Origin of the sequence: Micrococcus terreus (assembly GCF_900116905.1) — a bacterium.
GTDB classification, from domain to species: domain Bacteria; phylum Actinomycetota; class Actinomycetes; order Actinomycetales; family Micrococcaceae; genus Citricoccus; species Citricoccus terreus.
Window position 1 is genome coordinate 1 of record NZ_FPCG01000012.1, and the last position, 26,179, is coordinate 26,179.

Below are 26,179 nucleotides of genomic sequence, written 5' to 3' on the forward strand. Positions count from 1 at the left end.
ACTTCGCCCTGGCCAAGCAATGGCGCGGCTTGGCTACTCGCTACGACAAGCTCGCCATCACCTACCGCGCCGCCCTCACCGTTTGCGCCATTCTCACCTGGCTACGCGCATAAGGGAGACACGCCCTAGTTCGAGGACTTATTGGGGACGAGATAGTGCGGGCCGACAAGTCCGATGTGTATCTTTTTCGTCGAGCCGCCGGTGTCATCGAAGAAGTACACGCGTGGCGCGAGGTTGCCACCGCCCTCAGATATCTTCAGGTGCGCGAGCATCGTCACGACACCGGAAGGAGCCACCTGTGGATCGACCGCGAAGTCTCGTGTGCCCTTGAACTTCCCGCCGGTTTGCACACCCTCGCTTTCCGTCATCGACAGTTTCTTGCTTGTGGCGGGCCAGCCGAGCAGTGGCCCAGAGGCACACCATTCCCAGAATCCGCCCTTGTTCCACCCCCCAGCGCGATCCTCAGCATAGCCAGCCAGAGCCCGCAGCCCGCGCCAGGTCTTGTTACCCCAGTTGAAGGCCTCCGGCGCAGTATCGAGATCGTCGAGTTCACGGATCGCTGAATCCGGAAGCGAGAGCCATCGAGTCAGATAGACCTGAGCGGCGAGCACAGCTTCCGAAATGACCTGCACCTCATCCGGCATCGAGTCCGTGGTTTCATGCTGGGTGCCCCAAAGCAAGTCGACCATACCCCGGGTGATCAACTCGTTCTTCAGGCGCGCGAGGTGTCCAGTCGCTGCCGAGAGTTCGCGTTCGAGCGCACTCTGTTCGTCCCGCGCCAACTCAAGTGCATACTCCCACTCGTCGCGCGCAGAGGCGAGCGTCTCAGCAGGGACCATGCCACCGAGCGCCTCGGCGGGCAAACCATTCTGCTCACCGAATACTTTGAACATGCCTGGGATGCGCCGCCTAGTCGACAGCTGCGCGACTGAATAGACGATGCGATTGACGGTGGCGGTCTCTGAGGCTTCCAGACGTGTACGGAGGTAGTAGCGGTGCCGCCAGCCCTCGGACTCCTTAGTTACGACGCCGGGCGAGTACACTCGAACACCACCGTCCCAGATGGCGAGCTGTCCAAACTCCTGCTTGAACACGCCGGCCGCTTGCGCGTCCAACGTCACTACTGCGGCAACGCCTTCCGCACGTGCCGCGATTCCACGCGCGACGCGGAGCCACGAACTATCATGCTCCCCCCTCGGCTCTGCGCAGACGACTATGGGAAGGCTCCGTTCGGGGTTCGCCAGCATGTCGGTCAAAATTGAGACACCATTCGCAGGCAACGCAAGCGGCTCGGTCAGGATCCCACTGCCGCCGAGCTGAGGTTTGCCTGCCGCCTCCAACAGATCGTGAACGATCTTTGGGCGGCCTACCGCTACACGGCGGGCGAGATCGTCGGACGACATGCTCAACTCAACAAGAGTATGGATACCTGCATCATCCGGGAGGATGCGGACCGTGGTGACCCATTCAGTGGGGTCCGCGGGCACCTGGTCCGTAGCCACGACCTCGAAGGCGTTTCCACTGACCGAACGGAGCACCACGGTCCGGTGGCGACCCTGCGAGACCTCGAACTCGCTCACGCCCTCAACGAGCGGCGGCGCGTCGTCGCGCTCCTGCGTCCAGGCGGCGACGAGCTCCTGAAACCGCCCAACTATCGCCGTGCGATCAGACACGTTGGGATCAGACCACACCGCGCGGTAGAGAATGCTCATGGCCGACCCCCATGTTCGCGTTTGGGACCGTCCAAAACGTGCCCCGCCTATAGGTCGAGCCTAACTTGCGGAGTCGCGTGACACCGGGATCAACAGCGACCGGCCCCGGCGCCCGTCAGGTTGTATGCCCACGGTGGGCGCCGCTCACCTCGTCGGTATGACGGTTTCGATGCGTGTGATGTCGGCCGGCCACGGTTACCAGTACCTCTTGCACACGGTGGCCGCAGGGGATGGCGACCGCTCGCTCTCGACGCCGTTGACGAGGTACTACACGGAGGAGGGGACGCCTCCTGGTTCTTGGATGGGCTCGGGTCTGCCGTACCTCGGTGGCGGTGAGCTCGCCGAGGGTGGGCAGGTGTCCGAGGCGCAGCTTCAGCTCCTGGTCGGGATGGGTAGTGACCCGATCACGGGAGAGCCGTTGGGCGAGGCGTACCGGCAGTACGCGAGCGTGCAGGAGCGCGTCGACAAGCGAGTCGCCGGTCTCGATCCCGAGCTGGGGCCGGTCGCTCGCGCGCAGCAGGTCGCGGTGATCGAGGCGGAGGAGGCCGAGCGCGGCACCCGCCGGGCGGTCGCGGGCTATGATTTGACCTTCTCGGTGCCGAAGTCGCTGTCTGCGCTGTGGGGAGTTGCGGACGCGGGCACGCAATCCCTGATTGCAGACGCGCACCATCAGGCGGTTGCAGAGGTGATCGTGTTCCTCGAACGAGAGGTCGCGACCACCCGCGTGGGCGCTGCTGGCCCCGAGGGGGCGGTCGCCCATGTCGATGTCGCAGGTGTCCTCGCAACCGCGTTCGACCACTACGACTCGCGCAGCGCCGACCCGCAGTTGCACACGCACGTGGTCGTGAGCAACAAGGTGCTGACGGTCCAGGACCAGAAGTGGCGCACCCTGGCCGGGCGGCCCGCGCACGCCTCGGTTGTCGCTCTGTCCGAGCTCTACAACGCGACCCTTGCCGACCGGATCACGGGCACGTTCGGCTTCGAATGGGAAGCCCGAGAACGCGGCCGGGACCGCAACCCGGCATGGGAGCTCGCCCCGGTGCCGGAGGAACTGGTCACGGAGTTCTCCTCACGCACCCGGCAGATCGAGGAGGAGAAGACCCGACTGATCGACGCCTACGTCGAGAAGCACGGCCGGGAGCCGTCGGCGACGACCGTGTTGAAGTTGCGGGCGCAAGCGACGCTCGCCACCCGACCGGAGAAGCAGGCGCACTCGCTCGCCGATCTCACCGCCGAATGGCGGAACCGTGCCAGCACCCTGCTCGGTGAGGACGTGACCGGCTGGGCGCGCACGATCGCCGCGAGCGGGGCGCCGGCGGCCTTGTTGCGCGCCGACGACGTGCCGCTGGACACGATCGCCGATCTCGGCCGCTCGGTCGTCGCCGTCGTCGGTGAGAAGCGTTCGACGTGGCGGAGATGGAACCTCCACGCCGAGGCGAGCCGGCAGCTCATGGGTGCCCGGTTCGCCTCGGCGGAGGATCGGGAGGCGATCACCGCGATGGTGACCGACGCCGCCGAAAATGCGTCGCTGCGGCTGACCCCGCCGGAGCTGGCGTCGAGCCCGCTGTCGTTCCGCCGCCCGGACGGGTCGAGCCGGTTCCGCCACTTGGGGGCGGTGCTGTACTCGACGGAAGAGCTGCTGACGGCAGAAGACCGTCTCCTCGACCGCTCGCACGCGACGACTGGACCGACCGTCGACCTCGCGACGGTGGAGCGGATCACCAGCAGACCCGACATGGAGGGCCGCCACCTAGCCGCCATCACGCAGCATCTGATCCGCGAGGACCAGAACATCGCACTGGTGATGGCGGGCATTCCACAGGCGATTGACCAGCTCCTTGCGGACAACGCACAGCGCCCGCGTGTGAGCACATTCCTTCGCCGCGCCGAAATGGCCGTGCTGGGCAAAGTCGACGAGGCAGACGTCGCAGACCCGTTTCTCCAGACCGCACGGGATGCGGATCGGGCATGGCCAGCCGAGATCGCCCGAGAATGCGCGACAGCAACTGGGGGGTATCCGTTCATGATTCAGCTGGTCGGTTACCACACATGGCGTACTGAACAAGGAATGGAGATCACGAACGAGCACGCGCAACGCGGAATCACCGTAGCGCGCCGCAAGATCGGCCAGCTCGTCCACGCCCCGGCACTCGAAGACCTCTCGGACGTGGACAAGACGATTCTCGTCGCCATGGCGCAGGACGACGAACCTAGCCGGAGCAGTGACATCGCCCAGCGCATCGGCAAGAACACCAGCTACATGTCCGTCTACAAGGGCCGCCTCGAGCGCTCCGGTTTGATCGAGGTCCTTCCCAACGAAACCCTGTCTTTCTCCACACCAGAGATTCGTGGATACCTTCGTGAACACGCCGCGCACTACGCCATGGCAACGACTGGGCCGGACGAGGTCGCCCCGTGAGTGGGGGGGGGAACCGTGCCCGTGGCGACCGTCCCCATTTGGCCTCGATTCGTCCGCCCGGCGTTGGAACTGCTTGCCGAGTGTGGGCAGATGAAGCGCCGCGAGATCATCGAGGGAACTGCCGAGCGTCTGCAGCTCGGTGCGGAGGCACGCGCTGAGACGGTGGAATCCGGTGAGGTGCGGTATCGCGGACGGGCCGGGTGGGCACTGACTCATTCCTCCAAGGCAGGACTCATCGAAAGGCCCGTACTTGGCCAGCACGTTCTTTGACCCGTTCTGGCCCAAGACGGGTGCCAAAAAGCAGCGGGGTAGCGAAGGACGGGGGTCCACCGGACACGTGCCATCGTCGGGGGCTACCTCAGGAGCCATCGTGGACCCGGAAGAGCAGGCCCAGGACGCTGTCACTAGCCTCAATGAGACTGTCCGCGCCGAACTGCTGGAACGACTGCAGGGTTCCACGCCGGCCTTCTTCGAGGAAGCCGTGGTCAACCTGCTCATGGCTATGGGCTATGGCGGTACCCAGGGTAGGGCCGCCGTGACCGGCAAGGCACACGACGGTGGCATCGATGGAGTCATCGACGGGGACGCGCTCGGCTTGGATCGTGTGTACGTCCAGGCCAAGCGGTACGCGGAGCAGAACACCGTGGGACGTGAGCCCATTCAGGCGTTCGTCGGCGCACTGCACCTGCACGGCGCGACCAAGGGTGTGTTCATCACGACCAGCTCTTTCAGCAAGCACGCGCAGGCCCATGCCGATGCCGTGCCGAACCGCATCGTGCTGATCGACGAGGACTTCTTCGACTGAAAGCTCGGCGGACAGGGTAAGGCCTCAGTGTCCGGTGGTCTCGTCGTCACTGTCCGGACCGCGGTCCTGCGGGACCAGGACGGTGATGTTGCCCGGGCCCGGCTTGGTCTGACCGGTCTGCCCGGTGGGGATCTCCGCGCCCACATCGGCGATCACCGCGTCCAGTGCGGCTCCCGCCGGGACGGTGGTCTCGCCCAGCAGGATGGAGCGGTGCACCGTGGCACCGGCCTCCACCACCACGCCGGGGCCGATCACGCTCTCGGTCACCTCACCCTTGACCGTGGCACCGGCACAGACCAGGGACCCGGACACCGTGGCCTGGGGGCCGAACAGGGCCGGCGGGACGGGTTTGTGGTTGGTCAGCAGCGGCCAGCCGGGGCTGCCCAGCTCCAGCCCCTGGCCCTCGAGCAGCTCCATGTGGGCGCGGTAGAACGCGTCGATGGTGCCCACGTCCCGCCAGTACCCCTCGTGCCGGTACTCGTGGGTGCGTCCGCGTTCCACGAAGTGCGGGACGATCGTCTCGCCGTAGTCGCCCAGGGAGGTGCCCTCACGGTCGGCGCCCTCGTCCGCGTCGTCGTCGTCCTGCTCCACCAGGTGCTCGGTGGCCGCGGCCAGGGCGTCCACGTTGTAGATGAAGACCTCGGTGGCCACCAGGTTCCCCCCGGGGGAGTCCGGCTTGTAGTCGTACCGGGTGACGCGGCGCTCGCCGTCAGCATCCTTGACCTGCACCACGCCGTAGCGGCTGGGGTCCTCCATCACCTCGGTGGTGACGATGGTCAGCTCCGAGCCCAGCCGGTGGTGCTGCTCCAGAGCCGGGCGCAGGTCCAGCTGGTAGAGGTGATCGGCGCTGCAGACCACCACGGTGTCCGCGCCGAAGGCCTGCAGGATGGGGATCTGCTGGTGCAGGGCATGGCCGTTGCCGGCGGCGAACCCCTCCTCGGAGCGGCCCTCCGCCGGGGGCAGGATGCGCAGGCCGTGGCGGGTCCCGTCCAGGTCCCAGGGCCGGCCCATGGCCAGGTGCTGGTTGAGCGTGAACGGGCGGTACTGCTCCACCACCCAGACGTCGCGCAGGCCGGAGTTGGCCAGGTTGGACAGCACCACGTCGATCAGCCGGTACTGCCCGGCCAGCGGCACCGCCGGCTTGGACCGGGCGTCCGTGAGGGGGGACAGCCGGCTGCCCTTGCCTCCTGCCAGCACGAGCGCCACGGTGCGCTGGGTGCGGTCGTTCGGGAACGGGTCTGCCATGGTGCCCTCCATCTGAACCGAGGCTCGGGTGCCCCGCCCGTGCGGGACGGTCCCACGCTAGACCTGCTCCGGGGGGTCGCACCAGACGACCAGCCGGTGTCTGCCCCCGGGCGGTCAGCGTTGGCAGTGGGGGCACCACCACAGCTGCCGGGCCAGGGCGGAGCCCTCCTCCTGCACGGCGCTGGAGTCCGAGAGCTCCTCCAGGCGGACCGGGCCGCGGCAGCGCAGGCACCCCTCCCGCTCGCGCCGGTAGACGAAGTACGACGGCGTCCGGCGGCCGGGCAGGGAGCGTCCGGCGGGTGCTGGGCGTGGGGCGGGGACGACCACCCGCACCCCGTAGGGTGCCGACGGATCCGGACGGACACCGGTGGTGGTGCGCTGAGCCCCGCGCGCCGGTGCAGCCGGCGGGACGTTGGAGCGCAGCAGGTCCCGGGCGATCAGCACCAGCCCGGGCAGGTCCGGGACGGAGGAGACAGGGCGGTGCGGGTCCAGTCCGGCCAGCAGCAGCGTCTCGCAGCGGTAGATGTTCCCGATCCCGGAGACCAGTCGCTGGTCCAGCAGAGCCGTGCCGATCATCCGGTCCGGGTCCTGTTCCAGGCGTTGGACGGACTCGGCCAGCAGCCGCTCGGCCTGCTCGGGGTCCTCCCAACCAGGGCCCAGCAGGTCTGGACCCAGGAACTCCAGGCGGTCCGCCACCTCTGCCGTGGGCACCACCTCGAGCAGGCCCAGCTGGAACCCGACCACCTGATGCTCGGCGGTCTGCAGCACGCACCGGGCCTGCCACTCCGGCCGTGCCCACCGCGGAGGTCTCCCGCCGTCGTCGGGATAGATGTCCCAGCGGCCCTCCATCTTCAGGTGGGAGAGGACGGTCAGGTCTCCGAGCTCCATCAGCAGGTACTTGGCGCGCGGGCGCACCGCGTCCACGGTGCGGCCGGAGAGGTCCAGGGTGGCCCACTGGGGCACGCGGAAGTCCGTGCGCAGCAGGGTGCGGCCGCTCAGCACGGGGTCCAGGCGGTGGGCCAGGCGGACCAGGGAGTCGCCCTCAGGCATGGTGGATCACGGGGGAGGGGGCTGTCAGGCCAAGTTGAGCTGCCAGGTGACGCCCCAGCGGTCGGCGACCCAGGCGAAGCGCCGGGAGAAGCCGTAGTCGCCCGGCGGCATCAGCGGGTGGCCGCCGGCGGAGAGGGTGTCGGCCAGCTCGTCCAGCTCCTCCGCGGTGCAGGTGCTCGGCAGGTCCACGAACAGGGAGATGGACGGGGTGAAGCTGAACTCGTGACCGGGCGGGGAATCGAAGATGCGCAGGTGCTGTCCGGCCAGGGAGATCTCACCGTGGAGCACGGTGCCGATCAGGTCTGGGCTGTCCTTCGTCTCAGGGTGGGAGTCATCCCGCAGGTCACGGCGGGTGACACCGGCGGGCAGGTGCGGGGAGAACGCCTCGACGTAGAAGTCCATGGCGGCTCCGCCTTCACCCTCGAACATCAGGAAGGGGGTGACACTGGCCTGGGCGGCGGAGGGGGTGGTGCTCTGCTCGGTCATGGCCCGAACTCTACGCCGGGGTGGTCTGCCGGGGCTGGTGTGTCTCTGCCTGCCAGGCCGCGTTGCGCTCCTGGACCACGGCGCGCAGCTCGATCATCCCGCGGACGGCATAGATGACCAGCCCCAGGGGAACGGTGACGAGCAGCAGGAGGGGCAGCTCGTAGGTCAGCGTGGACAGGTCGGCAGGGCGGATTAGGACCAGCACGAGGTAGGCCGTCAGGGCGGAGATGGTGGCCAGCCAGGTCCACCACCACGCGCCCTGTCCGGCCAGTCTCACGGGGAGGGCGTGGCCGAGAAACGCGGTCCACAGCACCAGGCCGAGGGGGACGAGCGCGGTGAGGGCCCACTCGGCCAGCGTGCTGGGCAGACTGACGCCTCCGGTGAGGGCCATGATCACCAGGGGCACGGTCAGCACGCCTGCCACCACGAGGGACTGCTTGCGGGTCTCACTCCACAGGTCCATGGTCATGCCGATCTGCTGGTGACCCGCTCGGTGCAGGTCTGGTGGCCTGAGCATAGCTCAGCTGCGGAAGCGCAGTCCGGAGGGGGAGGCGTAGAACCCGGCGGCCAGCAGCGCCTCGGCCAAGGGTGTGCCCAGCAGGGGCAGCCCGTTGACCTTCTCCAGGGACATCTTCTCCACCCGTGCGGTGCGCAGTGCCCAGCCCAGTGCCTGCGCGGTGGGACGGAGCACCCGGGCGTCCGTGAGGTCCTCGGCGAAACACAGCAGGGTGCGGCCGCCGCGTTCCACGTAGAGCGTCAGCACCCCGTCCACCATCACGACGACGGCCCCCGCCTTCCGGCCCGGGCGGTGGCCTGTGGGGCGCACGCCATCCGGCCCCGCGGGGACCTCCGGCCACGGCAGGGCCGCCCCGTAGGGGTTGGCCGGGTCCGTGGCGGCCAGGGCCAGCGCGGGCAGGTCCGGCTCGACCTCGGGTGTGCGCCAGGGCGCGGGATCGTTCGGGAAGCCGTGCCGGCCGTCCTGGTCGAGGGAGCCCCCGGGGGCGGGGGAAGCCGCATCCACGTCCTGCCGGGCGAAGCCGCGCAGCCGGTCCACCGTGGCGCCGGTGGAGAACTGGGCGGCGCCGAGGTGCTCGATGTAGTAGCCGCGGCGGACCTGTCCGGCCTCCTCCATGCGGGTGAGCAGGCGGTACTGTCCGGCGAACCCGCCGGGGGTCTCCTCGGTCACCACGGACCCGCGGGTGATCACTCCGTAGCGGTCCAGCAGGATCTCCGCGGTGGCGTGGGCCCGGATGGTGGGGTCAGCCAGGGGCTCGGGCAGCAGGGACCACCGTCCGGCGGACCGGGCGGCGTCCGTGGGGATCAGGGCCAGCCCGCCGCTCAGGGAGCCGTCCGTACTCTCGGTGGTCATCCCCTCTCCGGTCAGTCCGCGCAGCCGGGCCAGGCGCCCGGAGCGACCGGTCCCGCTGAGCCGGGCGGTGCGGGCCCGGGGTGGCCGGGAGCGCTGCCGGTGGGCGGTGCGGCCCTGGCCCAGCAGACCGCGCACGGGGGAGTAGGTGTCATTGCCCACCCGTCCGGCCCAGATCAGGTCCCAGAGGGCGGACACCCAATCGCTGGAGGTGGCGGACACGGGCTGGTCCGAGCCCTCCTGCAGATGCTGCCGGGCACGCTCCACCAGGGGGCCGATGAACCAGGCGCCGCCCCCTGACAGCGCCTCCACCAGCGCCTGATGCAGCGGACCGGGCTCGACGTCCTCGGCGTGGACCAGAGTGAGGTCGGCGGTCTCGGCGGGGTGGAAGGCGATCCAGCCGTCGTTGCCCGGGGCCTCGGCGGTGCCGGACCACAGGAACTCTCCGCCGGCCAGCAGCTCGTCCAGCAGGGCGGGGGAATAGTCGCGCACGCGGGCGGGCAGCACGTGGGTCTCCCAGGCGCTCGCTGGGACGGGCACCCCGGCCAGCTGCTCGAGCACCGTGGCCACACCGTCCACGCCGCTGAGCACGGCGGGGGAGCCGCCGCCGGGACGGGCCTCCAGGTGGTGCCAGTCGGCCAGGAACCGCGCGTAGGCCGGCTGCTCCACGGGCTCGACCTCAGCGCGCAGGGCGGCCAGGGACCGGCGGCGGATCCGGCGCAGCACCTCGACGTCGCACCATTCGGTGTCCAGCGGCCCGCGAGGACGCCGGACCTCCTCGCCGCCGGGCCGGAACTCGCCCTCGGTGACCCGGTGGTCCGCGGAGAGCCGCTGCAGGACCTGGTGGACCACGGCGGCACCCAGTCCGAGCGCCGCACTGGCCTCGGCCGGGGTGAACGGGCCGTGGGTGCGGGCGTACCGTCCCACCACATCGGCCAGCGGGTCGGCCACCGGCTCGATGAACGCCACCGGGATGCCCATGGGCAGGGCCACGCCGAGGGCATCCCGCAGCCGGGCGGCGTCCTCCACGGCGGCGTACTTCTCCTGCCCGCCGATCCGCACCTTCAGGGCACGGCGGTCGGCCACGAGCCGATCCAGGTGGCCCTGGGCCACCTCCACCGAGGCGTGAGGCAGAGCCTGCGGTGAGGTGTCTGCGGAGGGTGCGGTGCCGTCGTCGGGAACCTCTGCCGGGGCAGCCTGGTCACCCTCCTCGCCCTGCAGACGCGCAGCCGTCTCCTGGACACTCAGGGGCCCGAGCAGGCGCAGCAGATCGGCCGCACCTTCCAGGCCGCGCGCCCGGCGTCCCGGGGAGAGCCGCTGCAGGTCCGCCTCCACGGAGGCGATCACGGTGGGGTCCAGCAGGTCCCGCAGCTCGGCCCGGCCCAACAGTTCGCCCAGCAGTCCGGGGTCCAGGGACAGCGCGGCGGCGCGGCGTTCGGCCAACGGGGAGTCGCCCTCGTAGAGGAATTGGGCCACGTACCCGAACAGCAGGGACTGCGCGAAGGGGCTCGGGGCCTGCGTGGTGGTCTCCACCAGGCGCACGGACCGGCCCTCGATCCGGGTGGCCAGGTCCTTGAGCGCGGGGAGATCGTAGACGTCCTGAAGGACCTCGCGCACGGTCTCCAGGATCACCGGGAACTGCGGGTACTTCCGCGCGACCTCCAGCAGCTGGGCGGAGCGCTGACGCTGCTGCCACAGGGGCGAGCGCTTGCCGGGGTCCCGCCGGGGCAGCAGCAGGGCGCGGGCGGCGTTCTCCCGGAACCGGGCGGCGAACAGGGCCGAGCCCCCGACCTCCCGGGTGACGATCTCGTCCAGTTCGTCGGCGGCGAAGAGGAACAGCTCGGCGCCGGGTGGCTCGTCGTCCATCATCGGCACGCGCAGCACGATCCCGTCGTCGGCGGCCATGGCCTGCCCGTCCATCCCATACCGGGCGTGCAGCCGCGCAGCCACGGCCAGCGCCCATGGGGCGTGCACGGGCATCCCGAAGGGGGAGTGCAGCACCACCCGCCAGTCGCCCAGCTCGTCCCGGAACCGCTCCACCACCAGGGTCTTCTCGGTGGGCAGCACGCCCGTGGACTCCTGCTGCTCGGCGAGGTACGCGGTCAGATTGTCCTGCGCCCAGGTGTCCAGTCCGGCGGCGGCGAGCCGTTCGGATCCGGCAGTCCTACTCGCACCCGCGCCGGCTCCCATGCTGGCCGCGATCTCCCGGCGGAACGCTCCCACGGCCTGGCCCAGCTCCACGGGCCGGCCCTCGGCGTCTCCGCGCCAGAACGGCAGGCGTCCGGGCTGTCCGAACGCGGGGACCACCAGGACACGGTCGTGCGTGATGTCCTGGATCTGCCAGCTCGTGGCGCCGAGCACGATCACGTCCCCCACGCGCGACTCGTAGACCATCTCCTCGTCCAGCTCGCCCACCCGGCGGCCGCCCGTGCGTGCGGTGCCTGCGCCGGCTCCGGCCTCGTCCTCGGTGCCGGCCAGGAACACCCCGAACAGCCCGCGGTCCGGGATGGTGCCGCCGGAGGTGACGGCCAGCCGCTGTGCCCCGGGACGGCCCTCCAGGGTCCCGGCCTCCCGGTCCCACACCACGCGGGGCCGCAGCTCGGCGAACTCGTCCGAGGGGTACCGCCCGGAGAGCAGGTCCAGCACGGACTCATAGGCCGAGTGCGGCAGCGCGGAGAACGGGGCCGAACGGCGCACCAGGTCGAACCACTCCTCGGCGTCGATCTCGCCCAGGGCGCTGGCGGCCACGGTCTGCTGGGCCAGGATGTCCAGCGGGTTGGCCGGGACCGAGAGCGACTCGATCCTCCCCGCCAGCATCCGCTCCACCACCACGGCCGTGTCCACCAGGTCCCCCCGGTGCTTGGGGAAGAAGAAGCCCCTCGAGGTCTCGCCGACCTGGTGCCCGGCACGGCCCACGCGCTGCAGCCCCGAGGCCACCGAGGGCGGGGACTCCACCTGGATGACCTGCTCCACGGCGCCCATGTCGATGCCCAGCTCCAGCGAGCTCGTGGCCACCACGCACCGCAGCCGCCCGGACTTCAGGTCCTCCTCCACCAGGGCCCGCTGCTCCTTGGAGACCGAGCCGTGATGGGCCCGCGCGAACTCCTGCCCGGACCCCTCGGCGCTCGTTCCGGCCGACTGCCCTGAGCCGCCGATCAGCTGAGCCGGGCCGAATCGCGGCTGTCCTCCCGCCCCGCTCCGTTCCCTGCTTCCCGACGACGGCTCCTCGCCTCCCGCAGGCGGGTTCGCCTCTGCAGGGGTCCAGGGCGAGTCCTGGAGAATCTCGCCCAGTGCGACCGGATCCTGCAGCGCTCCTGGCCGGGCGTCGTCGGGAAGGCCTGTGCTGGCTTCGGGACCTGCCTGCCGTTCCTCCCAGATCTCGTTGAGCCGGCCGGTGAGGCGTTCGGCCAGGCGCCGGGAGTTGGCGAAGACGATGGTGGAGCGGTGCGCGGAGACCAGGTCCACGATCCGCTCCTCCACATGGGGCCAGATCGAGGCCTGCGGCTGGGGACCGGACCCGAACCCACTGTCAGCACCGTCGTGCGCGGCGGAGGCCTGGGGCAGCTCGGTCATGTCCGGGACGGGCACGGTGACGGTGATGTCCCAGGACTTGTTCGCCGCCGGAGCCACCACCTGCACCGGCTGGATGCCGCCCAGGAACCGGGCCACCTCAGACCGGGGCTCCACCGTGGCCGAGAGCCCGATCCGCTGGGCGGGCCTGGCCAACAGGGCGTCGAGCCGTTCGAGGCTGACCGCCAGGTGTGCGCCGCGCTTGGTGCCGGCCACGGCGTGCACCTCGTCCACGATCACCGTCTCCACACCCGTCAGGGTGGACCGGGCCTGGGAGGTGAGCATCAGGTACAGCGACTCGGGCGTGGTGATCAGGATGTCCGGCGGATCGGTGAGCAGCTGGCGGCGCTCGCGGGCGGGGGTGTCGCCGGAGCGGACGCCCACACGCACATCCGGGGCATCCTCACCCCGGCGCCGGGCGGTCTGGGTGATCCCGATCAGCGGGGCGCGCAGGTTCCGTTCCACGTCCACGCCGAGCGCCTTGAGCGGGGAGATGTAGAGGACCCGGGTGGCGGCACGGGGAGCCTCGGCACCAACCCCGTCGCTGTCCTCCGTCTTCTTCGCGCGCTTCCCGGCCGGCTTCCACGGTTTGTCCTGCCGTATGGGCGGCTGCCGCAGGAAACCGTCCAGCGCCCACAGGAACGCGGCGAGCGTCTTGCCTGAACCCGTCGGTGCGATCACCAGCGCGTGCTGACCGGTGGAGACCGCGTCCCAGGCCCCGATCTGTGCCTGGGTGGGCGCCGCGAACGCCCCGCCGAACCACTCTGCGGTGGCGGGGGTGAAGCGGGAGAGCACCGTCTCCGGATGGGGTGTGGGGCCGTCGGTGGACATCGCCGTCATGCTACGGGAGCCCCCGGACGGGCTAGGGCTGACAGCGGGGTCCCCGGCCGAGCCAGGCACCGCCCGCCCACTCTCACGCGTGGTGGTAGGGCCGCCCGCCGGAGATCTCCTGGGCCCGGTAGAGCTGCTCGGCCAGGATCAGGCGCACCAGCTGATGCGGGAACACCAGATTGGACAGGGACCAGGTCAGGTCCGCCCGTGCATGCACGGAGGCGTCCACGCCGTACGCCCCGCCGATCACCACGGTCACCGGCCGGCCCAGGTCGAACTGCCCCTGCAGATGCCGTGCCAGCCCGGGGGAGTCCAGGTTCTTCCCGCGTTCGTCCAGCAGCACCAGGTGGTCCTGGGCGCCCACTTTGGACAGGATCCGTGCGGACTCCTCCTCCCGCGCGGCGTCCCCCTCCCGTGAGGAGTGCGGCAGCAGCTGCCAGGAGAGGTCGTACGGCTTCTTGAGCCGCTTCTCGTACCGTCCGATCCCCTCCGAAACCCAGGACTCGTGCTTCTTGCCCACCGCCAACACCTTCACCGCCATGCCCCCATCCTCCCAGGCCCCACCGTTCCACACCGCCGCCCCGGAAACGCACCCCCTCACAGGGCAGTGCGGATCCGGGCCGGAGGTGAGGAATGCGCGGGGTCGCACCGCTGCCGAGCACCGTGGCCGAAACGTGTCCTGACATGGACCCCGCCGGGCACTAGCGTCAGGGATCACCCGACGACGGCCGGCGCCTCCCAGCACCCGGCACGGCCGGCGGGGTGAGGGAGATCAGTGCGGTGGACGGGCCGCAGCAGGACCAGGGGGAACCGGATGACGGCAGAGGTGGGGGCACCGCCGGCGGCTGGAACGACTGAACCGTTCGAACCGACCGAAGCGGCCGAGGCCGCAGAGGCGGAGCACGCACGGCGTCAGCATCGGCGCAGACGGTGGATCCTGGTGGTGACCACCGTGTTGGTGATGGCGCTCGCGGGGGTGCTGGCCGTCGTCGTGATGTTCAACCGGGCCGAGGCCAATCCGCGCGTGATGCCCGGCGAGGCCCGCATCATCCTGGACCAGCGCTACGCGAACCTGCCCGGCAACGCCGGCACGGCGGACGTGTTCCTGCCGGCAAAGGGGACCGGCCCGTTCCCCGTGGTGATGTGGACGTCCGGTTCGGGGTGGAGCAGCGACCAGGGCAATGTGGGCGGGGAGCAGGTGGCCGCGTACCTGGTGGCCCAGGGGTACGCGGTGGTGTCCTACTCGGTGCGCAACTCGGACCAGGCGGTGTTCCCGGCACAGCTGCATGACGCCAAGGCCGCAGTGCGGTGGGTGCGTGCGAACGCCGAGCGGCTGAACCTGGACCCGGACCGGATCGCCGCCGCCGGCAACTCCTCGGGCGGGTGGATCGCCACCATGCTGGGGGTGACCGGTGGAATGCCAACGCTGGAGGGGGACGTGGGCGTGCGGGGTGAGTCCTCGGAGGTGGGGGCCGCGGTGAACTTCTTCGCCCCCACCGACTTCCTGCAGATCAACCGGCACATGATCCCCGGGGCCTGCGAGGAGTTCAACCGCGCGCACCGGCTGGTGGACTGTCACGACGACCCCCGCGCGTACGAGTCCCGGCTGATCGGCGCTTCGATCCTCACGCACCCGCACCTGGTGGCCGCCGCGAGCCCGCTGACCTATGTGGACGCGGGGGATCCGCCCACGCTGATCGCGCACGGGACCAAGGACATGGTGGTGCCGGACCATCAGAGCACGCTGCTCTACTCCCGGATGGCGTCGGCGGGGACCCCGGTGGCGTACTACGAGGTGCATGGGGCCGGGCATGACCACGGCTTCGCCCGGGCCACCCGCGAGATGACCACCGTGGTCCGCTCGGCCCACCTGGACCCGGTGCCGCCGCAGGACGAGCAGCTCTCCTGGAAGGTCATCGCCCGGTTCCTGGACGACCATCTTGGCCGCTGAGGGTCGCCGGCCCACACCCCGGACATGCGAACAGCCCCTGGTCGAACCGGAGTGAACCGGTGGACCAGGGGCTGTGCGAATGGCGGTGACGGTGGGATTTGAACCCACGGTACGGGGTTACCGTACACAACATTTCGAGTGTTGCACCTTCGGCCGCTCGGACACGTCACCACGGCCTGTCGAGCATATCCGACTCTGCCAAGCTCGCCCAAACTCAGCCGCGGTGCGCACGGAAGAACTCACGCAGCAGCTCCGCGCATTCGTCCTCCCGCACGCCCGGATGGACCTCCACCCAGTGGTTCAGCCGCGGCTCGCGCACCACGTCGAACACCGACCCGCAGGCTCCGGCCTTGGGATCCCAGGCCCCGAACACCAACTGCGGCACCCGCGCCAGCACCATCGCCCCGGCGCACATGGCACAGGGCTCCAAGGTGACCACCAGCGTGCAGTCCGAGAGCCGCCAGCCGTCGCCCTTCCCGCTCACCGCGCGGGCCTGCGCCGCCCGGCGCAGCGCCAGCACCTCGGCGTGCGCGGTCGGATCACCACCGGCCTCCCGCTCGTTGAACCCGGCGCCCAGCACCTGCCCGTCCGGCCCGATCACCACCGCCCCGATCGGCACGTCCCCCGCTGCCTCGGTCTTCGCGGCCTCAGCCAGTGCCAGCCCCATCCAGCGCTCCCTCTGCTCGCGCCCCGAAGTCGCAGTCACACCCTTCCCGACGACGGCCGTCACGGCACGCTCAGAGGTCGCCTCGCGCGGGGCGCGGGGGTGAGGAGGCGGGGGCTGGGAGGTCACCTGACCAGCGTAGGGGAGGGGCCGTCGTCGGGAGGTGTCTGTGCGGGGTTCCGGCACTGCCCGGGCCGACGGGCCGGGCGAGTGTGGCCGGTAGGCTGGCACCATGCGCGTACAGGTCGTCGAACATCCGCTGGTCGCCCACAAGCTCACGGTGCTGAGGAAGAAGGAGACCCCCTCCATCACCTTCCGTCAGCTCACCGAGGAGCTGGTCATGCTCCTGGCCTACGAGGCCACGCGTGATGTGGCCATGGAGGACGTGGACATCCAGACTCCCGTCACCTCCACGACAGGACGCCGCCTGGCCCGCCCCACCCCGCTGGTGGTGCCGATCCTGCGTGCCGGACTGGGCATGCTCGAGGGCATGGTGCGCATGGCGCCCACGGCTGAGGTCGGGTTCCTGGGCATGGCCCGCAACGAGGAGACGCTGGACATCGTCACCTACGCCGAACGGCTGCCCGCCGACCTGACCGGGCGGCACGTGTTCGTGCTGGATCCCATGCTGGCCACCGGCGGCACCCTGGTGGAGTCCATCCGCTTCCTGTACGAGCGCAACGCCTCCCGGGTGACCTGCATCTGCCTGCTGGCCGCGCCGGAGGGGATCGAGCGCCTGGAGCGCGAGCTGGAGGGCGTGGAGGTGGACCTCTTCGTGGCCGCCATCGATGAGCGGCTGGACGAGAACGCCTACATCGTCCCCGGGCTCGGCGACGCCGGCGACCGCCTGTACGGCCTGGCCGAGTAGTCGGGCGGCCGAGGGTCGGCCCGCGTGCACTGTCCAGAATGTGGACGTACGAGGGCCGCGCGCGCTCCGCTTGACGAGGTGGGTGCCTGGTCGGCATAATCCGCTCTCGCTGATCGAAGGGCTCTCAGGCGTCGGTATCCAGGAGTCGAGGTCCCTGCTCGCCGCTGAAAGTGCCGTGGACCGCGTGGTGTGAAACATTCAAGACCTCTTTCACACCGTTTTCCCAGGTTCCGCAGGTGTGATCTTGCCCACAAAAGAGACGGTTTGTCTCGCATGGTGAGACGAATGGTCCAGTGTTACTTGCGAGAGTTGTTTGTGACGACACACAGTGGTCACATGACCATCCGCCCCCTACTCCACGCCAGTCAGGCAGTTGCGGTGACCCCGCTTGCCAGACGCAGTGGGCAGGAGGTTCGCTGAGCCACCGGCTGTGGATGTGAGGCCGTGATCCGGCGTCGACATCCCCGTTGAGCGGCCCAGCCCGAAAGACGCAAGGGAACGTCCATGACCACAGCACCGCAGGGTTACGTCCACATCTCCGTCCGCAATGCGCAGCGCCGAGCCGCCATGGCCGAGCATTACCGCGCCCATGGCGGGAACTATGCGGGGATGCCGGGCGGACGTGCACTGCATTCGGTCCCGGAGCCCACACCTCAGCAGGGCGAATCTGCTGCCTCTGCCGCTCCCCAGACCAGCCCCATGCCGGTCCTGGCCCCCAACGGCATCCCCGGCCCGCAGGCCGTGGCCCAGGAGAACGAGGCCCGTGGCTTCGTGCTCTACGTGGGCATGGACGAGTCCGCCGCCTCGGCTGCCGGGACCTCGCTGACCCGCCTGGCCAACGAGCTGCGGCACTACGTAGAGTCCTTGGTGGCCGGCTCTGCCTCTCACGCGGCCGTGGCCATCGCCCCGGCTGGCGCCCCTGGCTCTGACCTGGAGGTCGTCCGCCAGGTGCTGGGCGATCCCACCATCCAGGGCGGCCCTCGCCCGGACCTGCAGCAGGCCCCCGCCCCGGTCTCCACCCGCCAGCCCGGTGTGCTGATCGATCTGGCCCGCCGCGAGGTCATGCTGGACGGTGAAGGCCTGAACCTGACCTACAAGGAGTTCGAGCTGCTGAACTACCTGGTGGAGAACGGCGGCCGCACCGTGGGGCGTGAAGAGCTGCTTGACTCGCTCTGGAAGAACTCGGACGAGGTGCCCAACGAGCGCACCATCGACGTCCACATCCGCCGCCTGCGCGCCAAGCTCGGCCGCCTCTCCGCCACTGTCCGCACCGTCCGCGGCCAGGGCTACCGCTTCTACGAGCACCCCGAGGTCGTCGTCTGGGCCGCTCCGGAGTACAGCATCTGATCTGAACTGCCGCTGGACCCGCCGGTCCACGAATGCCGGAGGCCCCCGACTGCATGGTCGGGGGCCTCCTTGGCATCTGCGCCGCGCGCACCTGGCACGCGCCAGGAGGAGACGTACGCTGGGACCATGCCTGCCGACGTCGTGAATCAAGGACCGGACCAGCACGTGGACCGCACCGGCGAGAAGACGCTGATCATCCTGCGCCATGCCAAGGCCGACTGGCCGGTGGGTGTCCCGGACCACGACCGGCCCCTGGCCGGGAGGGGTGAGCGTGAGGCCCCGCTGGCCGGGCGCTGGCTGGTGGAGCAGGGGCTGGTGCCGGAGTCGATCGTCTGCTCCAGCGCCGTCCGGACCCGCCAGACCTGCATGTGGGTCTGCTCGGAGCTGGGGGAGAAGGCCCCCACCCCGTATCTGGACTCCCGCCTCTACGAGGCCTCTGCCTCGCAGGCGCTGGCGGTGATCAACGAGACCGAGGAGCAGGTGCGGTCTCTGATGGTGGTTGGACACATGCCATGGGTCCAGGAGCTCGGGATGCGCCTGGCCTCGGTGGACTCAGACGAAGAGGCCGTGATGGCCATGGCAGAGCGGTGCCCGACCCTGGGTCTGCAGGTCTTCCGCGTCCCGGGGCCATGGGCCACGCTGGACGGACGCGATGCGCGGATGACGCACTTCACGGTGCCTCGCCCCTGACCGGCCTCGGAATCTGATGGTCTCGAGAGACGAGTCAGGCCCGGACGTGGTGTCCGGGCCTGACTCGGTGGTGCTGTGGTGCGCCCTAAGGGATTCGAACCCCTGACCTTCTGTTCCGTAGACAGACGCTCTATCCAGCTGAGCTAAGGGCGCATGGCCTCTGACGGGCCTCGAAGAACTATACATGCGGTTGGGCGGTGCGCCAAATCGTCGACTGTCCGAAGTGGCAAAGCCGCGCGAGAGGCCCTTTCCACGGTGCGTCATCCCGCCCAGGGCGGTGCTGCGCGCCGGGTAGGATGGCAGGGACACGGTGGACGCACAAGGGAGTGCAGACCGCGCACGCGCGGTGGCGCCCTGGGTGGCCCCGGATATCTCGCAGCGACCCGACGGAGGGATTCCTCATGGCAGACAGCACCGCGCCCACGCTCGCAGAACGAGTGGTGGCGGATGCGCCGACCAGCTATGCCAAGCTGCTGGACTGGGTGAAGGAGGTTGTGGAGCTCACCGAGCCCGACTCCGTGGTGTGGGTGGACGGATCGCAGGAGGAGTACGACCGCCTGGCCGGCGAGCTCGTCGAGGCCGGGACCTTCACCAAGCTGGTCGAGGACAAGTTCCCCAACTCCTACGCGGCGTTCTCCGACCCTGCCGATGTGGCCCGCGTCGAGGACCGCACCTTCATCTGCTCTGAGAAGGAGGAGGACGCCGGCTTCACCAACAACTGGATGGACCCGGCTGAGATGAAGTCCATCCTCAACGACGCCTTCCGTGGCTCGATGCGCGGTCGGACCATGTACGTGATCCCGTTCGTCATGGGACATCTGGATGCCGATGACCCCAAGTTCGGCGTGGAGATCACCGACTCCGCCTACGTGGTCACCTCCATGCGCATCATGGCGCGCATCGGCGCGGACGTGCTGAAGAAGATGGAGGAGACCGAGGCGTTCTTCGTCCCGGCCCTGCACTCCGTGGGTGCTCCGCTGGAGCCCGGACAGCAGGATGTGGCCTGGCCCTGCAACGAGACCAAGTGGATCGTGCACTTCCCCGAGGAGCGCTCCATCTGGTCCTACGGCTCCGGCTACGGCGGCAACGCCCTGCTGGGCAAGAAGTGCTACGCACTGCGCATCGCCTCGGTGATGGCCCGGGACGAGGGCTGGCTCGCCGAGCACATGCTGATCCTGAAGCTGACCAGCCCGGAGGGCAAGTCCTACACCATCTCCGGCGCCTTCCCCTCGGCCTGCGGCAAGACCAACCTGGCCCTGATCGACCCCACGGTGGAGGGCTGGAAGGCCGAGACCCTGGGCGACGACATCACCTGGATCCGCGCCGGCAAGGACGGCGAGTTCCGTGTGGTCAATCCGGAGGCCGGCTACTTCGGTGTGGCTCCGGGCACCGGCTGGTCCACCAACCCCAACGCCATGCGTGCCATCGCCAAGGGCAACTCGATCTTCACCAACGTCGCCCTCACCGACGACGGCGGCGTCTGGTGGGAGGGCATGACCGATGAGGTCCCCGAGCACCTGACCGACTGGCGCGGCAACGAGTGGACCCCGGAGTCTGAGACCCCGGCAGCCCACCCGAACTCCCGCTTCTGCACCCCGATCGACCAGACGGACATGTTGGCTCCGGAATACTCCGAACCCAACGGGGTGAAGCTGGACGCCATCCTGTTCGGCGGTCGTCGCAAGACCACCATTCCGCTGGTGACCGAGTCCTTCGACTGGGAGGACGGCATCTTCAAGGGCGCCACGCTCTCCTCGGAGACCACCGCCGCCGCCGTCGGTGCCGTGGGCGTGGTGCGCCGCGACCCCATGGCCATGCTCCCCTTCATCGGCTACGACGCCGGCGACTACCTCAAGCACTGGGTCAACGTCTCCGGCAAGGTGGACGCTGAGAAGCTGCCCCGGATCTACCTGGTCAACTGGTTCCGCCGCAATCGCGATGGCGGCTTCGCCTGGCCCGGCTTCGGCGAGAACTCCCGCGTGCTCAAGTGGGTCGTGGAGCGCCTGGAGGGTCGCGCCGACGCCCAGGAGACCCCCATCGGCTTCGTGCCGACCCCGGAGTCCCTGGACCTGAACGGCGTGGAGGTCTCTGACAGCGATCTCGAGGACGCCCTGAAGGTGGACCGTGAGGAGTGGACCGCAGAGGTGCAGTCCATCCAGGAGTGGTTCGACCGCTTCGGAGATTCCCTCCCGGACTCGATCTCCTCGCAGTTGGAGGGCCTGAAGCAGCGTCTGGGAGCCACCTCCTGAGAGGCCAGGCGCGCCTCCGGCGTGTCCGACGGCGCCTGGACCGTCTAGCTCTCCAGGCAGCTGAGGCCACCGACCGCGCCCGTGCCGATGTTCGTCATCGGCACGGGTCGGATCCGGCTGTCGTCTCCCGCCTGGTCGCCGGGCTGACAGCTGTGGTGCGCGTGGAGCGTGCCGACCGGCAGCTGCCGGCCTCGTTCCGATCCGCCACGTACTGGGTGCGTGATCGCGTGGTGCGTCGGCCACAGCTCCCCGTGACCGCCGAACGGCTGATCCCAGCCCCTCAGCGGTCCGGTTGGGGCCCCGACGCAGACGGCGTGCAGGAGCTGACCGCGCGTCTGCGCGCTGACGTCCTGGTGATGGCCAAGTTCGACATCCAGGCCGCCGTCAAGCTGCGCGCCGCATACACCCACGACGGCCTCACCCTGGCCATCCAGCCCCCAGCTGCCACTGGGCTCAACGGCATCCAGAGGGCTGTCCAGGCCCACAGCATCGTCGAGCGCCATGCTCCGGGTCTCATGCCCGCCCTGGTGTCCCACGGTGAGCTCTCCCGCGGACTGCCGTATCTGGTGGAGAGGTGGCTGGATGGCCGATCCCTCACCTCGGCCGCTCAACTGGACGAAGCCGCACCGGGGATCCTCGCCGGCCTGTCCGCGGTCCATGCTGGACATGGCGTCAGACGCATCCCTCTGTCAGCTCACCACCAGTCGTCCCGGGTCGCCCGGTGGGCCGAGGTGCTGCAGACCGGGATCATCCCCTCCGAGCTGGGATCGTGGGTGTCCCATCTCCTCGAATGGAACCACGGGCTGCGCTGGTCCTGGTCCCACGGGGACATGGTCGCCTCGAATGTGCTCCGCACCCCCACCGGGATCGCGCTGGTCGACTGGGAGCACTCCGGTGAGTGGCCGATCATGCGCGACGCCGCCAAGCTCCACCTCTACGCCGGTGACCCGGAACGCACGCTGGGACTGGTGCTGTCCACCTTCCACGACTCCGCGAGCAAGAGCTCCTACACGCCTGCCGAGGAACTGGCCTTGAGCCATATGGAGATGCTCCTGCGCTATCCGGTGCGCAGCCGGAAGCTGGCTGGCCATGCCCGCTCTGCGATCTACGAGCGTCAGGTGGCGCGGCAGGTGGAACGCCTGGCCCAGGTCAGGGACGCCGCGGTCTGAACCGTCCCCGCTCGTGCTCCTGCACAGCGGTCCAGGACCGCTGAGCGATCCACACGCCGCACGGCAGAACACAGCTCGTCCGTGCCGACTGCAAGACTGAACCCATGGAGCACCTGAACACGCGCGACGCAGTGACCCCAGACCCTGCCCCGGACCTTCACGAGGAGGCGCTGCAGGTGCTGCGCCGGCTGGTCGGACGGGAGGACGCCGTCTTCCATGAGGGGCAGTTCGAGGCGATCGAGGCACTGGTCTCGGGCCGCCGCAGGGCACTGGTGGTCCAGCGGACCGGCTGGGGCAAGTCTGCGGTGTACTTCGTGGCCTCCCTGCTGCTGCGGGCCCGCGGTGCTGGACCCACGTTGATCGTCTCGCCTCTGCTGGCGCTGATGAGGGACCAGGTCTCGGCGGCGGCCCGCGCGGGAGTCCGCGCCGAGTCCATCAACTCCGCCAACGCCACCGACTGGGACAACGTGCGCCAGCGACTCGATGAGGACACCGTGGATGTCCTGCTGGTTTCGCCGGAACGACTGAACAACCCCCGGTTCCGAGACGAGCAGCTGCCGGAGCTGACTCGGCGCATGGGCCTGCTGGTGATCGACGAGGCCCACTGCATCTCCGACTGGGGGCACGACTTCCGTCCGGACTACCGGCGCATCCGCGACCTGATCGCCCGACTTCCCGGCCGCGGTGAGGCCCGTGTCCCGGTCTTGGCGACGACGGCCACCGCCAACCAGCGCGTGGTCACCGACGTGGTGGAACAGCTGGGAGTGGACTCCGATGACGACGTCTTCGTCCTGCGCGGACCCCTGGCGCGCGCCTCGCTGCGCCTGGGCGTGCTGAGGATGCCCAGCCCCGCCAGCAGGCTGGCCTGGCTGCTCAACCACCTGAACGAGCTGCCGGGTTCCGGGATCGTCTATGCACTGACCGTGTCTGCGGCGGAGGACACCGCCCAGGCGCTCAAGGACGCCGGATACGCGGTCGCCGCCTACACCGGACGCACCGACCCTGAGCAGCGCGCCGAGCTGGAGCAGGCGCTGAAGGACAACCAGGTCAAGGCGCTCGTGGCCACCTCCGCCCTGGGCATGGGGTTCGACAAGCCGGACCTGGGATTCGTGGTCCACCTGGGCGCCCCGAGCTCGCCGGTCTCCTACTACCAGCAGGTCGGACGTGCCGGCCGCGGCGTGGACCACGCCGACGTGCTGCTGCTCCCGGGCACAGAGGACCGGGAGATCTGGCAGTACTTCGCCACCACCTCCATGCCGGACGAACACCGCGCGCGGGCCGTGCTGGAGGAGCTGGAGCGGGCGGGAGGAGCGTTGAGCGTGCCGGCCCTGGAGACACGGGTGGACCTGCGCCGCACCCCGTTGGAGCTGCTGCTGAAGGTGCTGGCCGTGGACGGTGCGGTGGAGCGCGTCGGCGGTGGATGGCGCCGGACGGATCAGCCGTGGAGTTACGACGGTGAGCGGTATGGGCGCGTGGCCCAGGCCCGGGTCCACGAACAGAATCTGATGCTCGACTACGAGAACACCACCGGATGCCGGATGGAATTCCTGGCGCGAGTCCTCGACGACCCGCAGGCGGCCCCCTGCGGACGGTGCGACACCTGCGCTGGGCCCTGGTACCCCACGGGAGTGGGTGAGCAGGCCCGGGCGGCGGCGGACAGTTCACTGCGGCGAGTCGGAGTGCCGGTGGAGCCCCGCACCATGTGGCCCAGCGGCATGGACCGGCTCGGGGTCCAGGTCAAGGGACGCATTCCGGCAGAGGAGCAGTGCGGCGGGGGGCGGGCCGTGGCGCGACTGACCGATCTGGGCTGGGGCGGACGGCTGCGCGAGCTGTTCTCCGACCGGGAAGACAGTGCCGGTGACGGACCCATCGACTCCGATCTGCTGCAGGCCGCGGTCCAGGTGCTCGCCCAATGGGGCTGGACTGAACGTCCGATCGCCGTGGTCTCCGTGCCGTCACGCCGCCGGCCGCAGCTGGTGCGCTCCTTCGCCGAGGGCATCGCCCAGATCGGTCAGCTGCCCTACCTGGGGGAACTCTCGGTACGCGGCCACGGACCGCTCACCGGTCCCGGCGGCAACAGCGCGTACCGCTTGGCCTCGGTGTGGGACCAGTTCGCCGTCCCGGAGACCATGGCCGAACAGCTGCAGTCGGCACCGGGATCGGGTCGTCAGGGTCCGGTGCTGCTGGTGGACGAGATGGCCGACAGCCGATGGACGCTCACCGTCACCGGACGCGCATTGCGCCAGGCCGGGGCGGACGGCGTGCTGCCCCTGGTGCTCGCCCTGGCCGGATGATCGGGGCTCAGCCCTCGCGGACGATCTCCAGCACGGCATCACGCACCGACGCCATGGTCTGCTCATCCTGGGCCTCACCGTTGTAGCGAAGGAACGGCTCCGTGTTGGACGGACGCAGATTGAACCACCAGGAGCCGTCTGCCGCGCTCACGGTGGTGCCGTCCATGGTGCTCACGGTGACGTCTCGGTCGGCGAACCGCTCCAGCACGCGGTCCACGGCGCCCTGCTTGTCCTCCACCGTGGAGTTGATCTCACCGGAAGCCACGTAGGGGTCGTACTCCTCGGCCAGCTCTGAGAGCGGTCCGTCCTGCTCGCCCAGGGCCGCCAGTACGTGCATGGCGGCCAGCATGCCGGTGTCCGCGTTGAAGAAGTCGCGGAAGTAGTAGTGGGCCGAATGCTCGCCGCCGAACACGGCGCGCTCCTGGGCCATGACCGCCTTGATGAAGGAGTGGCCCACCCGGGTCTCCACGGGCCGACCGCCGGAGGCCAGAACCAGTTCGGGAACTGCGCGCGAGGTGATCAGGTTGTGGATGACCACCGGCTCGGTCTCGGCGGCGTGCACCTCGCTGCCAGCCTGGGCCCGGGCGATCTCCCGGCGTGCCACCAGTCCGGTCACCGCCGACGGAGAGACCGGCTGCCCCTTCTCATCGATCACGAAGCACCGGTCGGCGTCACCGTCGAAGGCCAGGCCGATGTCCGCGCCGTGCTCCAGCACGGCGGCCTGTAGATCCCGCAGGTTCTCCGGCTCCAGGGGATTGGCGGGGTGGTTGGGGAAGGTGCCGTCCAGCTCGAAGTACAACGGGACGATCTCCAGCGGCAGCCCCTCGAGCACGGCGTCGCCCAGGACCGCCGGAGTGGTCTTGCCAGCCATGCCGTTGCCGGCGTCGACCACGACCTTCAGCTGCCGTCCACCGGAGAGGTCCACCAGCGAGCGCAGGTAGGTGGCGTACCCGGAGACCAGGTCCATCTCGGTGACCGTTCCCGTGGAGTCGGCCGGGGGGATCTCGCCGCTGTCCAGGTACCCCTGGGCGACGTCACGGATCTCGTAGAGCCCGGTGTCCGATGAGACCGGGACGGCCCCGGCCTGGGACATCTTCATGCCGTTGTACTCGGCCGGGTTGTGGGATGCGGTGAACATCACACCGGCCGCGTCCTCCACGCCGCAGGCGTAGTAGAGCATGTCGGTGGAGATCAGACCCACCTGCACCACATCGGCACCGCGAGCGGTGGCGCCCTCGGTGAAGGCCTGCATGAACTCCGGGGTCGACGGACGCATGTCACCGCCCACCAGCACGCGCTTCCCGGTCAGTTCCAGCACGTCCACGAAGGCCGCGCCCACAGCGCGCACCGACTCGGGTGTGATGGTCTCGCCGACGATGCCGCGCACGTCGTAGGCCTTGAAGGACTGGGTCAGATCCACAGAAGTCGTCACGAGAGTCCATCGTAGAGGACCGGACTGACAG

Annotated in this window: 19 protein-coding genes, 2 tRNA genes and 1 pseudogene; 11 read left to right on the forward strand and 11 right to left on the reverse strand. The window is 69.6% G+C overall.

The features are described 5' to 3' along the window. Positions 1-113, forward strand: a pseudogene (locus tag BM355_RS12475) (IS5/IS1182 family transposase); the annotation flags it as partial. 12 nt (positions 114-125) lie between these two features. On the opposite strand, the gene BM355_RS12480 reads toward BM355_RS12475, so the two are convergent. Beyond that, positions 126-1,712, reverse strand: a complete 1,587-nt coding sequence (locus tag BM355_RS12480) for a hypothetical protein (RefSeq protein ID WP_245760811.1) — start codon at positions 1,710-1,712, stop codon at positions 126-128. Between the two features lie 124 nt (positions 1,713-1,836). Here BM355_RS12480 and mobF point away from each other — a divergent pair, with 124 nt between their 5' ends. From mobF to BM355_RS12495, 3 genes are all read left to right on the forward strand, one after another. Beyond that, entirely contained in the window at positions 1,837-4,131 is a 2,295-nt protein-coding gene (gene mobF / locus BM355_RS12485; protein ID WP_483869252.1) for a MobF family relaxase, read from the forward strand. A 21-nt stretch (positions 4,132-4,152) separates the two neighbouring features. Further along, positions 4,153-4,401 (forward strand): winged helix-turn-helix domain-containing protein, encoded by a 249-nt coding sequence (locus BM355_RS14960; protein ID WP_177227955.1) that lies wholly within the window; start codon positions 4,153-4,155, stop codon positions 4,399-4,401. A 100-nt stretch (positions 4,402-4,501) separates the two neighbouring features. Then, on the forward strand, positions 4,502-4,936 hold the full coding sequence (locus BM355_RS12495) for a restriction endonuclease (protein WP_245760812.1): 435 nt from the start codon (positions 4,502-4,504) through the stop codon (positions 4,934-4,936). 24 nt (positions 4,937-4,960) lie between these two features. Here the strand turns inward: BM355_RS12495 and BM355_RS12500 are convergent, their stop codons facing one another. The 6 genes from BM355_RS12500 to BM355_RS12525 form a co-directional block, all read right to left on the reverse strand. Next, on the reverse strand, positions 4,961-6,181 hold the full coding sequence (locus tag BM355_RS12500) for a glucose-1-phosphate adenylyltransferase family protein (protein WP_091699155.1): 1,221 nt from the start codon (positions 6,179-6,181) through the stop codon (positions 4,961-4,963). A gap of 114 nt (positions 6,182-6,295) precedes the next feature. Next, positions 6,296-7,231, reverse strand: a complete 936-nt coding sequence (locus BM355_RS12505) for a DNA-formamidopyrimidine glycosylase family protein (RefSeq protein ID WP_091699157.1) — start codon at positions 7,229-7,231, stop codon at positions 6,296-6,298. 24 nt (positions 7,232-7,255) lie between these two features. Further along, the gene (locus BM355_RS12510; RefSeq protein ID WP_091699159.1) at positions 7,256-7,717 is read right to left on the reverse strand and encodes a VOC family protein; all 462 of its coding nucleotides are present in this window, start codon (positions 7,715-7,717) and stop codon (positions 7,256-7,258) included. A gap of 10 nt (positions 7,718-7,727) precedes the next feature. Then, positions 7,728-8,186, reverse strand: coding sequence for a hypothetical protein (locus BM355_RS12515; RefSeq protein ID WP_091699162.1), 459 nt, complete (start codon positions 8,184-8,186; stop codon positions 7,728-7,730). A gap of 51 nt (positions 8,187-8,237) precedes the next feature. Beyond that, positions 8,238-13,484 carry an Lhr family ATP-dependent helicase gene (locus tag BM355_RS12520; RefSeq protein WP_091699164.1) on the reverse strand — a complete coding sequence of 1,749 codons (5,247 nt, stop codon included), beginning with the start codon at positions 13,482-13,484 and terminating at the stop codon, positions 8,238-8,240. Positions 13,485-13,566: 82 nt separating this feature from the next. After that, the gene (locus BM355_RS12525) at positions 13,567-14,025 is read right to left on the reverse strand and encodes a 23S rRNA (pseudouridine(1915)-N(3))-methyltransferase RlmH (protein WP_177227956.1); all 459 of its coding nucleotides are present in this window, start codon (positions 14,023-14,025) and stop codon (positions 13,567-13,569) included. A 273-nt stretch (positions 14,026-14,298) separates the two neighbouring features. Between BM355_RS12525 and BM355_RS12530 the strand changes: the two genes are divergently transcribed. Next, positions 14,299-15,435 (forward strand): alpha/beta hydrolase, encoded by a 1,137-nt coding sequence (locus tag BM355_RS12530; protein WP_091699166.1) that lies wholly within the window; start codon positions 14,299-14,301, stop codon positions 15,433-15,435. Between the two features lie 80 nt (positions 15,436-15,515). Here the strand turns inward: BM355_RS12530 and BM355_RS12535 are convergent. Next, positions 15,516-15,606 (reverse strand) — tRNA-Ser (locus tag BM355_RS12535). 43 nt (positions 15,607-15,649) lie between these two features. After that, positions 15,650-16,102 (reverse strand): nucleoside deaminase, encoded by a 453-nt coding sequence (locus tag BM355_RS12540; RefSeq protein WP_245760815.1) that lies wholly within the window; start codon positions 16,100-16,102, stop codon positions 15,650-15,652. Between the two features lie 229 nt (positions 16,103-16,331). Between BM355_RS12540 and upp the strand changes: the two genes are divergently transcribed. The 3 genes from upp (at position 16,332) to BM355_RS12555 (ending at position 19,004) form a co-directional block, all read left to right on the forward strand. Beyond that, positions 16,332-16,967, forward strand: a complete 636-nt coding sequence (gene upp, locus BM355_RS12545; RefSeq protein ID WP_091699171.1) for a uracil phosphoribosyltransferase — start codon at positions 16,332-16,334, stop codon at positions 16,965-16,967. A 504-nt stretch (positions 16,968-17,471) separates the two neighbouring features. Further along, positions 17,472-18,314, forward strand: a complete 843-nt coding sequence (locus BM355_RS12550) for a winged helix-turn-helix domain-containing protein (RefSeq protein ID WP_091699174.1) — start codon at positions 17,472-17,474, stop codon at positions 18,312-18,314. A gap of 126 nt (positions 18,315-18,440) precedes the next feature. Further along, the gene (locus tag BM355_RS12555) at positions 18,441-19,004 is read left to right on the forward strand and encodes a SixA phosphatase family protein (protein WP_091699176.1); all 564 of its coding nucleotides are present in this window, start codon (positions 18,441-18,443) and stop codon (positions 19,002-19,004) included. Between the two features lie 76 nt (positions 19,005-19,080). Here the strand turns inward: BM355_RS12555 and BM355_RS12560 are convergent. After that, a tRNA-Arg gene (locus tag BM355_RS12560) sits at positions 19,081-19,157 on the reverse strand. Between the two features lie 248 nt (positions 19,158-19,405). Here BM355_RS12560 and BM355_RS12565 point away from each other — a divergent pair. The 3 genes from BM355_RS12565 to BM355_RS12575 all read left to right on the forward strand — a co-directional run bounded on the left by BM355_RS12565 (position 19,406) and on the right by BM355_RS12575 (position 24,716). Beyond that, entirely contained in the window at positions 19,406-21,253 is a 1,848-nt protein-coding gene (locus BM355_RS12565; RefSeq protein ID WP_091699179.1) for a phosphoenolpyruvate carboxykinase (GTP), read from the forward strand. A gap of 161 nt (positions 21,254-21,414) precedes the next feature. After that, positions 21,415-22,422 carry a phosphotransferase gene (locus tag BM355_RS12570; protein ID WP_143109504.1) on the forward strand — a complete coding sequence of 336 codons (1,008 nt, stop codon included), beginning with the start codon at positions 21,415-21,417 and terminating at the stop codon, positions 22,420-22,422. A 104-nt stretch (positions 22,423-22,526) separates the two neighbouring features. Then, positions 22,527-24,716, forward strand: a complete 2,190-nt coding sequence (locus BM355_RS12575; RefSeq protein WP_091699184.1) for a RecQ family ATP-dependent DNA helicase — start codon at positions 22,527-22,529, stop codon at positions 24,714-24,716. Positions 24,717-24,723: 7 nt separating this feature from the next. Here BM355_RS12575 and BM355_RS12580 read toward each other — a convergent pair whose 3' ends face one another. Then, positions 24,724-26,148, reverse strand: a complete 1,425-nt coding sequence (locus BM355_RS12580; protein ID WP_091699186.1) for a phosphomannomutase/phosphoglucomutase — start codon at positions 26,146-26,148, stop codon at positions 24,724-24,726. Positions 26,149-26,179 lie beyond the last annotated feature (31 nt).

Coding starts and splice junctions, on each gene's coding strand:
- BM355_RS12480 (WP_245760811.1), bottom strand. CDS start 1,712: ATGAGCATTCTCTACCGCGCGGTGTGGTCTGATCCCAACGTGTCTGAT.
- BM355_RS12500 (WP_091699155.1), bottom strand. CDS start 6,181: ATGGCAGACCCGTTCCCGAACGACCGCACCCAGCGCACCGTGGCGCTC.
- BM355_RS12540 (WP_245760815.1), bottom strand. CDS start 16,102: ATGGGGCTGGCACTGGCTGAGGCCGCGAAGACCGAGGCAGCGGGGGAC.
- upp (WP_091699171.1), top strand. CDS start 16,332: ATGCGCGTACAGGTCGTCGAACATCCGCTGGTCGCCCACAAGCTCACG.
- BM355_RS12565 (WP_091699179.1), top strand. CDS start 19,406: ATGGCAGACAGCACCGCGCCCACGCTCGCAGAACGAGTGGTGGCGGAT.
- BM355_RS12525 (WP_177227956.1), bottom strand. CDS start 14,025: ATGGCGGTGAAGGTGTTGGCGGTGGGCAAGAAGCACGAGTCCTGGGTT.
- BM355_RS12505 (WP_091699157.1), bottom strand. CDS start 7,231: ATGCCTGAGGGCGACTCCCTGGTCCGCCTGGCCCACCGCCTGGACCCC.
- BM355_RS12555 (WP_091699176.1), top strand. CDS start 18,441: ATGCCTGCCGACGTCGTGAATCAAGGACCGGACCAGCACGTGGACCGC.
- BM355_RS12530 (WP_091699166.1), top strand. CDS start 14,299: ATGACGGCAGAGGTGGGGGCACCGCCGGCGGCTGGAACGACTGAACCG.
- BM355_RS12520 (WP_091699164.1), bottom strand. CDS start 13,484: ATGTCCACCGACGGCCCCACACCCCATCCGGAGACGGTGCTCTCCCGC.
- mobF (WP_483869252.1), top strand. CDS start 1,837: ATGCCCACGGTGGGCGCCGCTCACCTCGTCGGTATGACGGTTTCGATG.
- BM355_RS12515 (WP_091699162.1), bottom strand. CDS start 8,186: ATGACCATGGACCTGTGGAGTGAGACCCGCAAGCAGTCCCTCGTGGTG.
- BM355_RS12575 (WP_091699184.1), top strand. CDS start 22,527: ATGGAGCACCTGAACACGCGCGACGCAGTGACCCCAGACCCTGCCCCG.
- BM355_RS12510 (WP_091699159.1), bottom strand. CDS start 7,717: ATGACCGAGCAGAGCACCACCCCCTCCGCCGCCCAGGCCAGTGTCACC.
- BM355_RS12550 (WP_091699174.1), top strand. CDS start 17,472: ATGACCACAGCACCGCAGGGTTACGTCCACATCTCCGTCCGCAATGCG.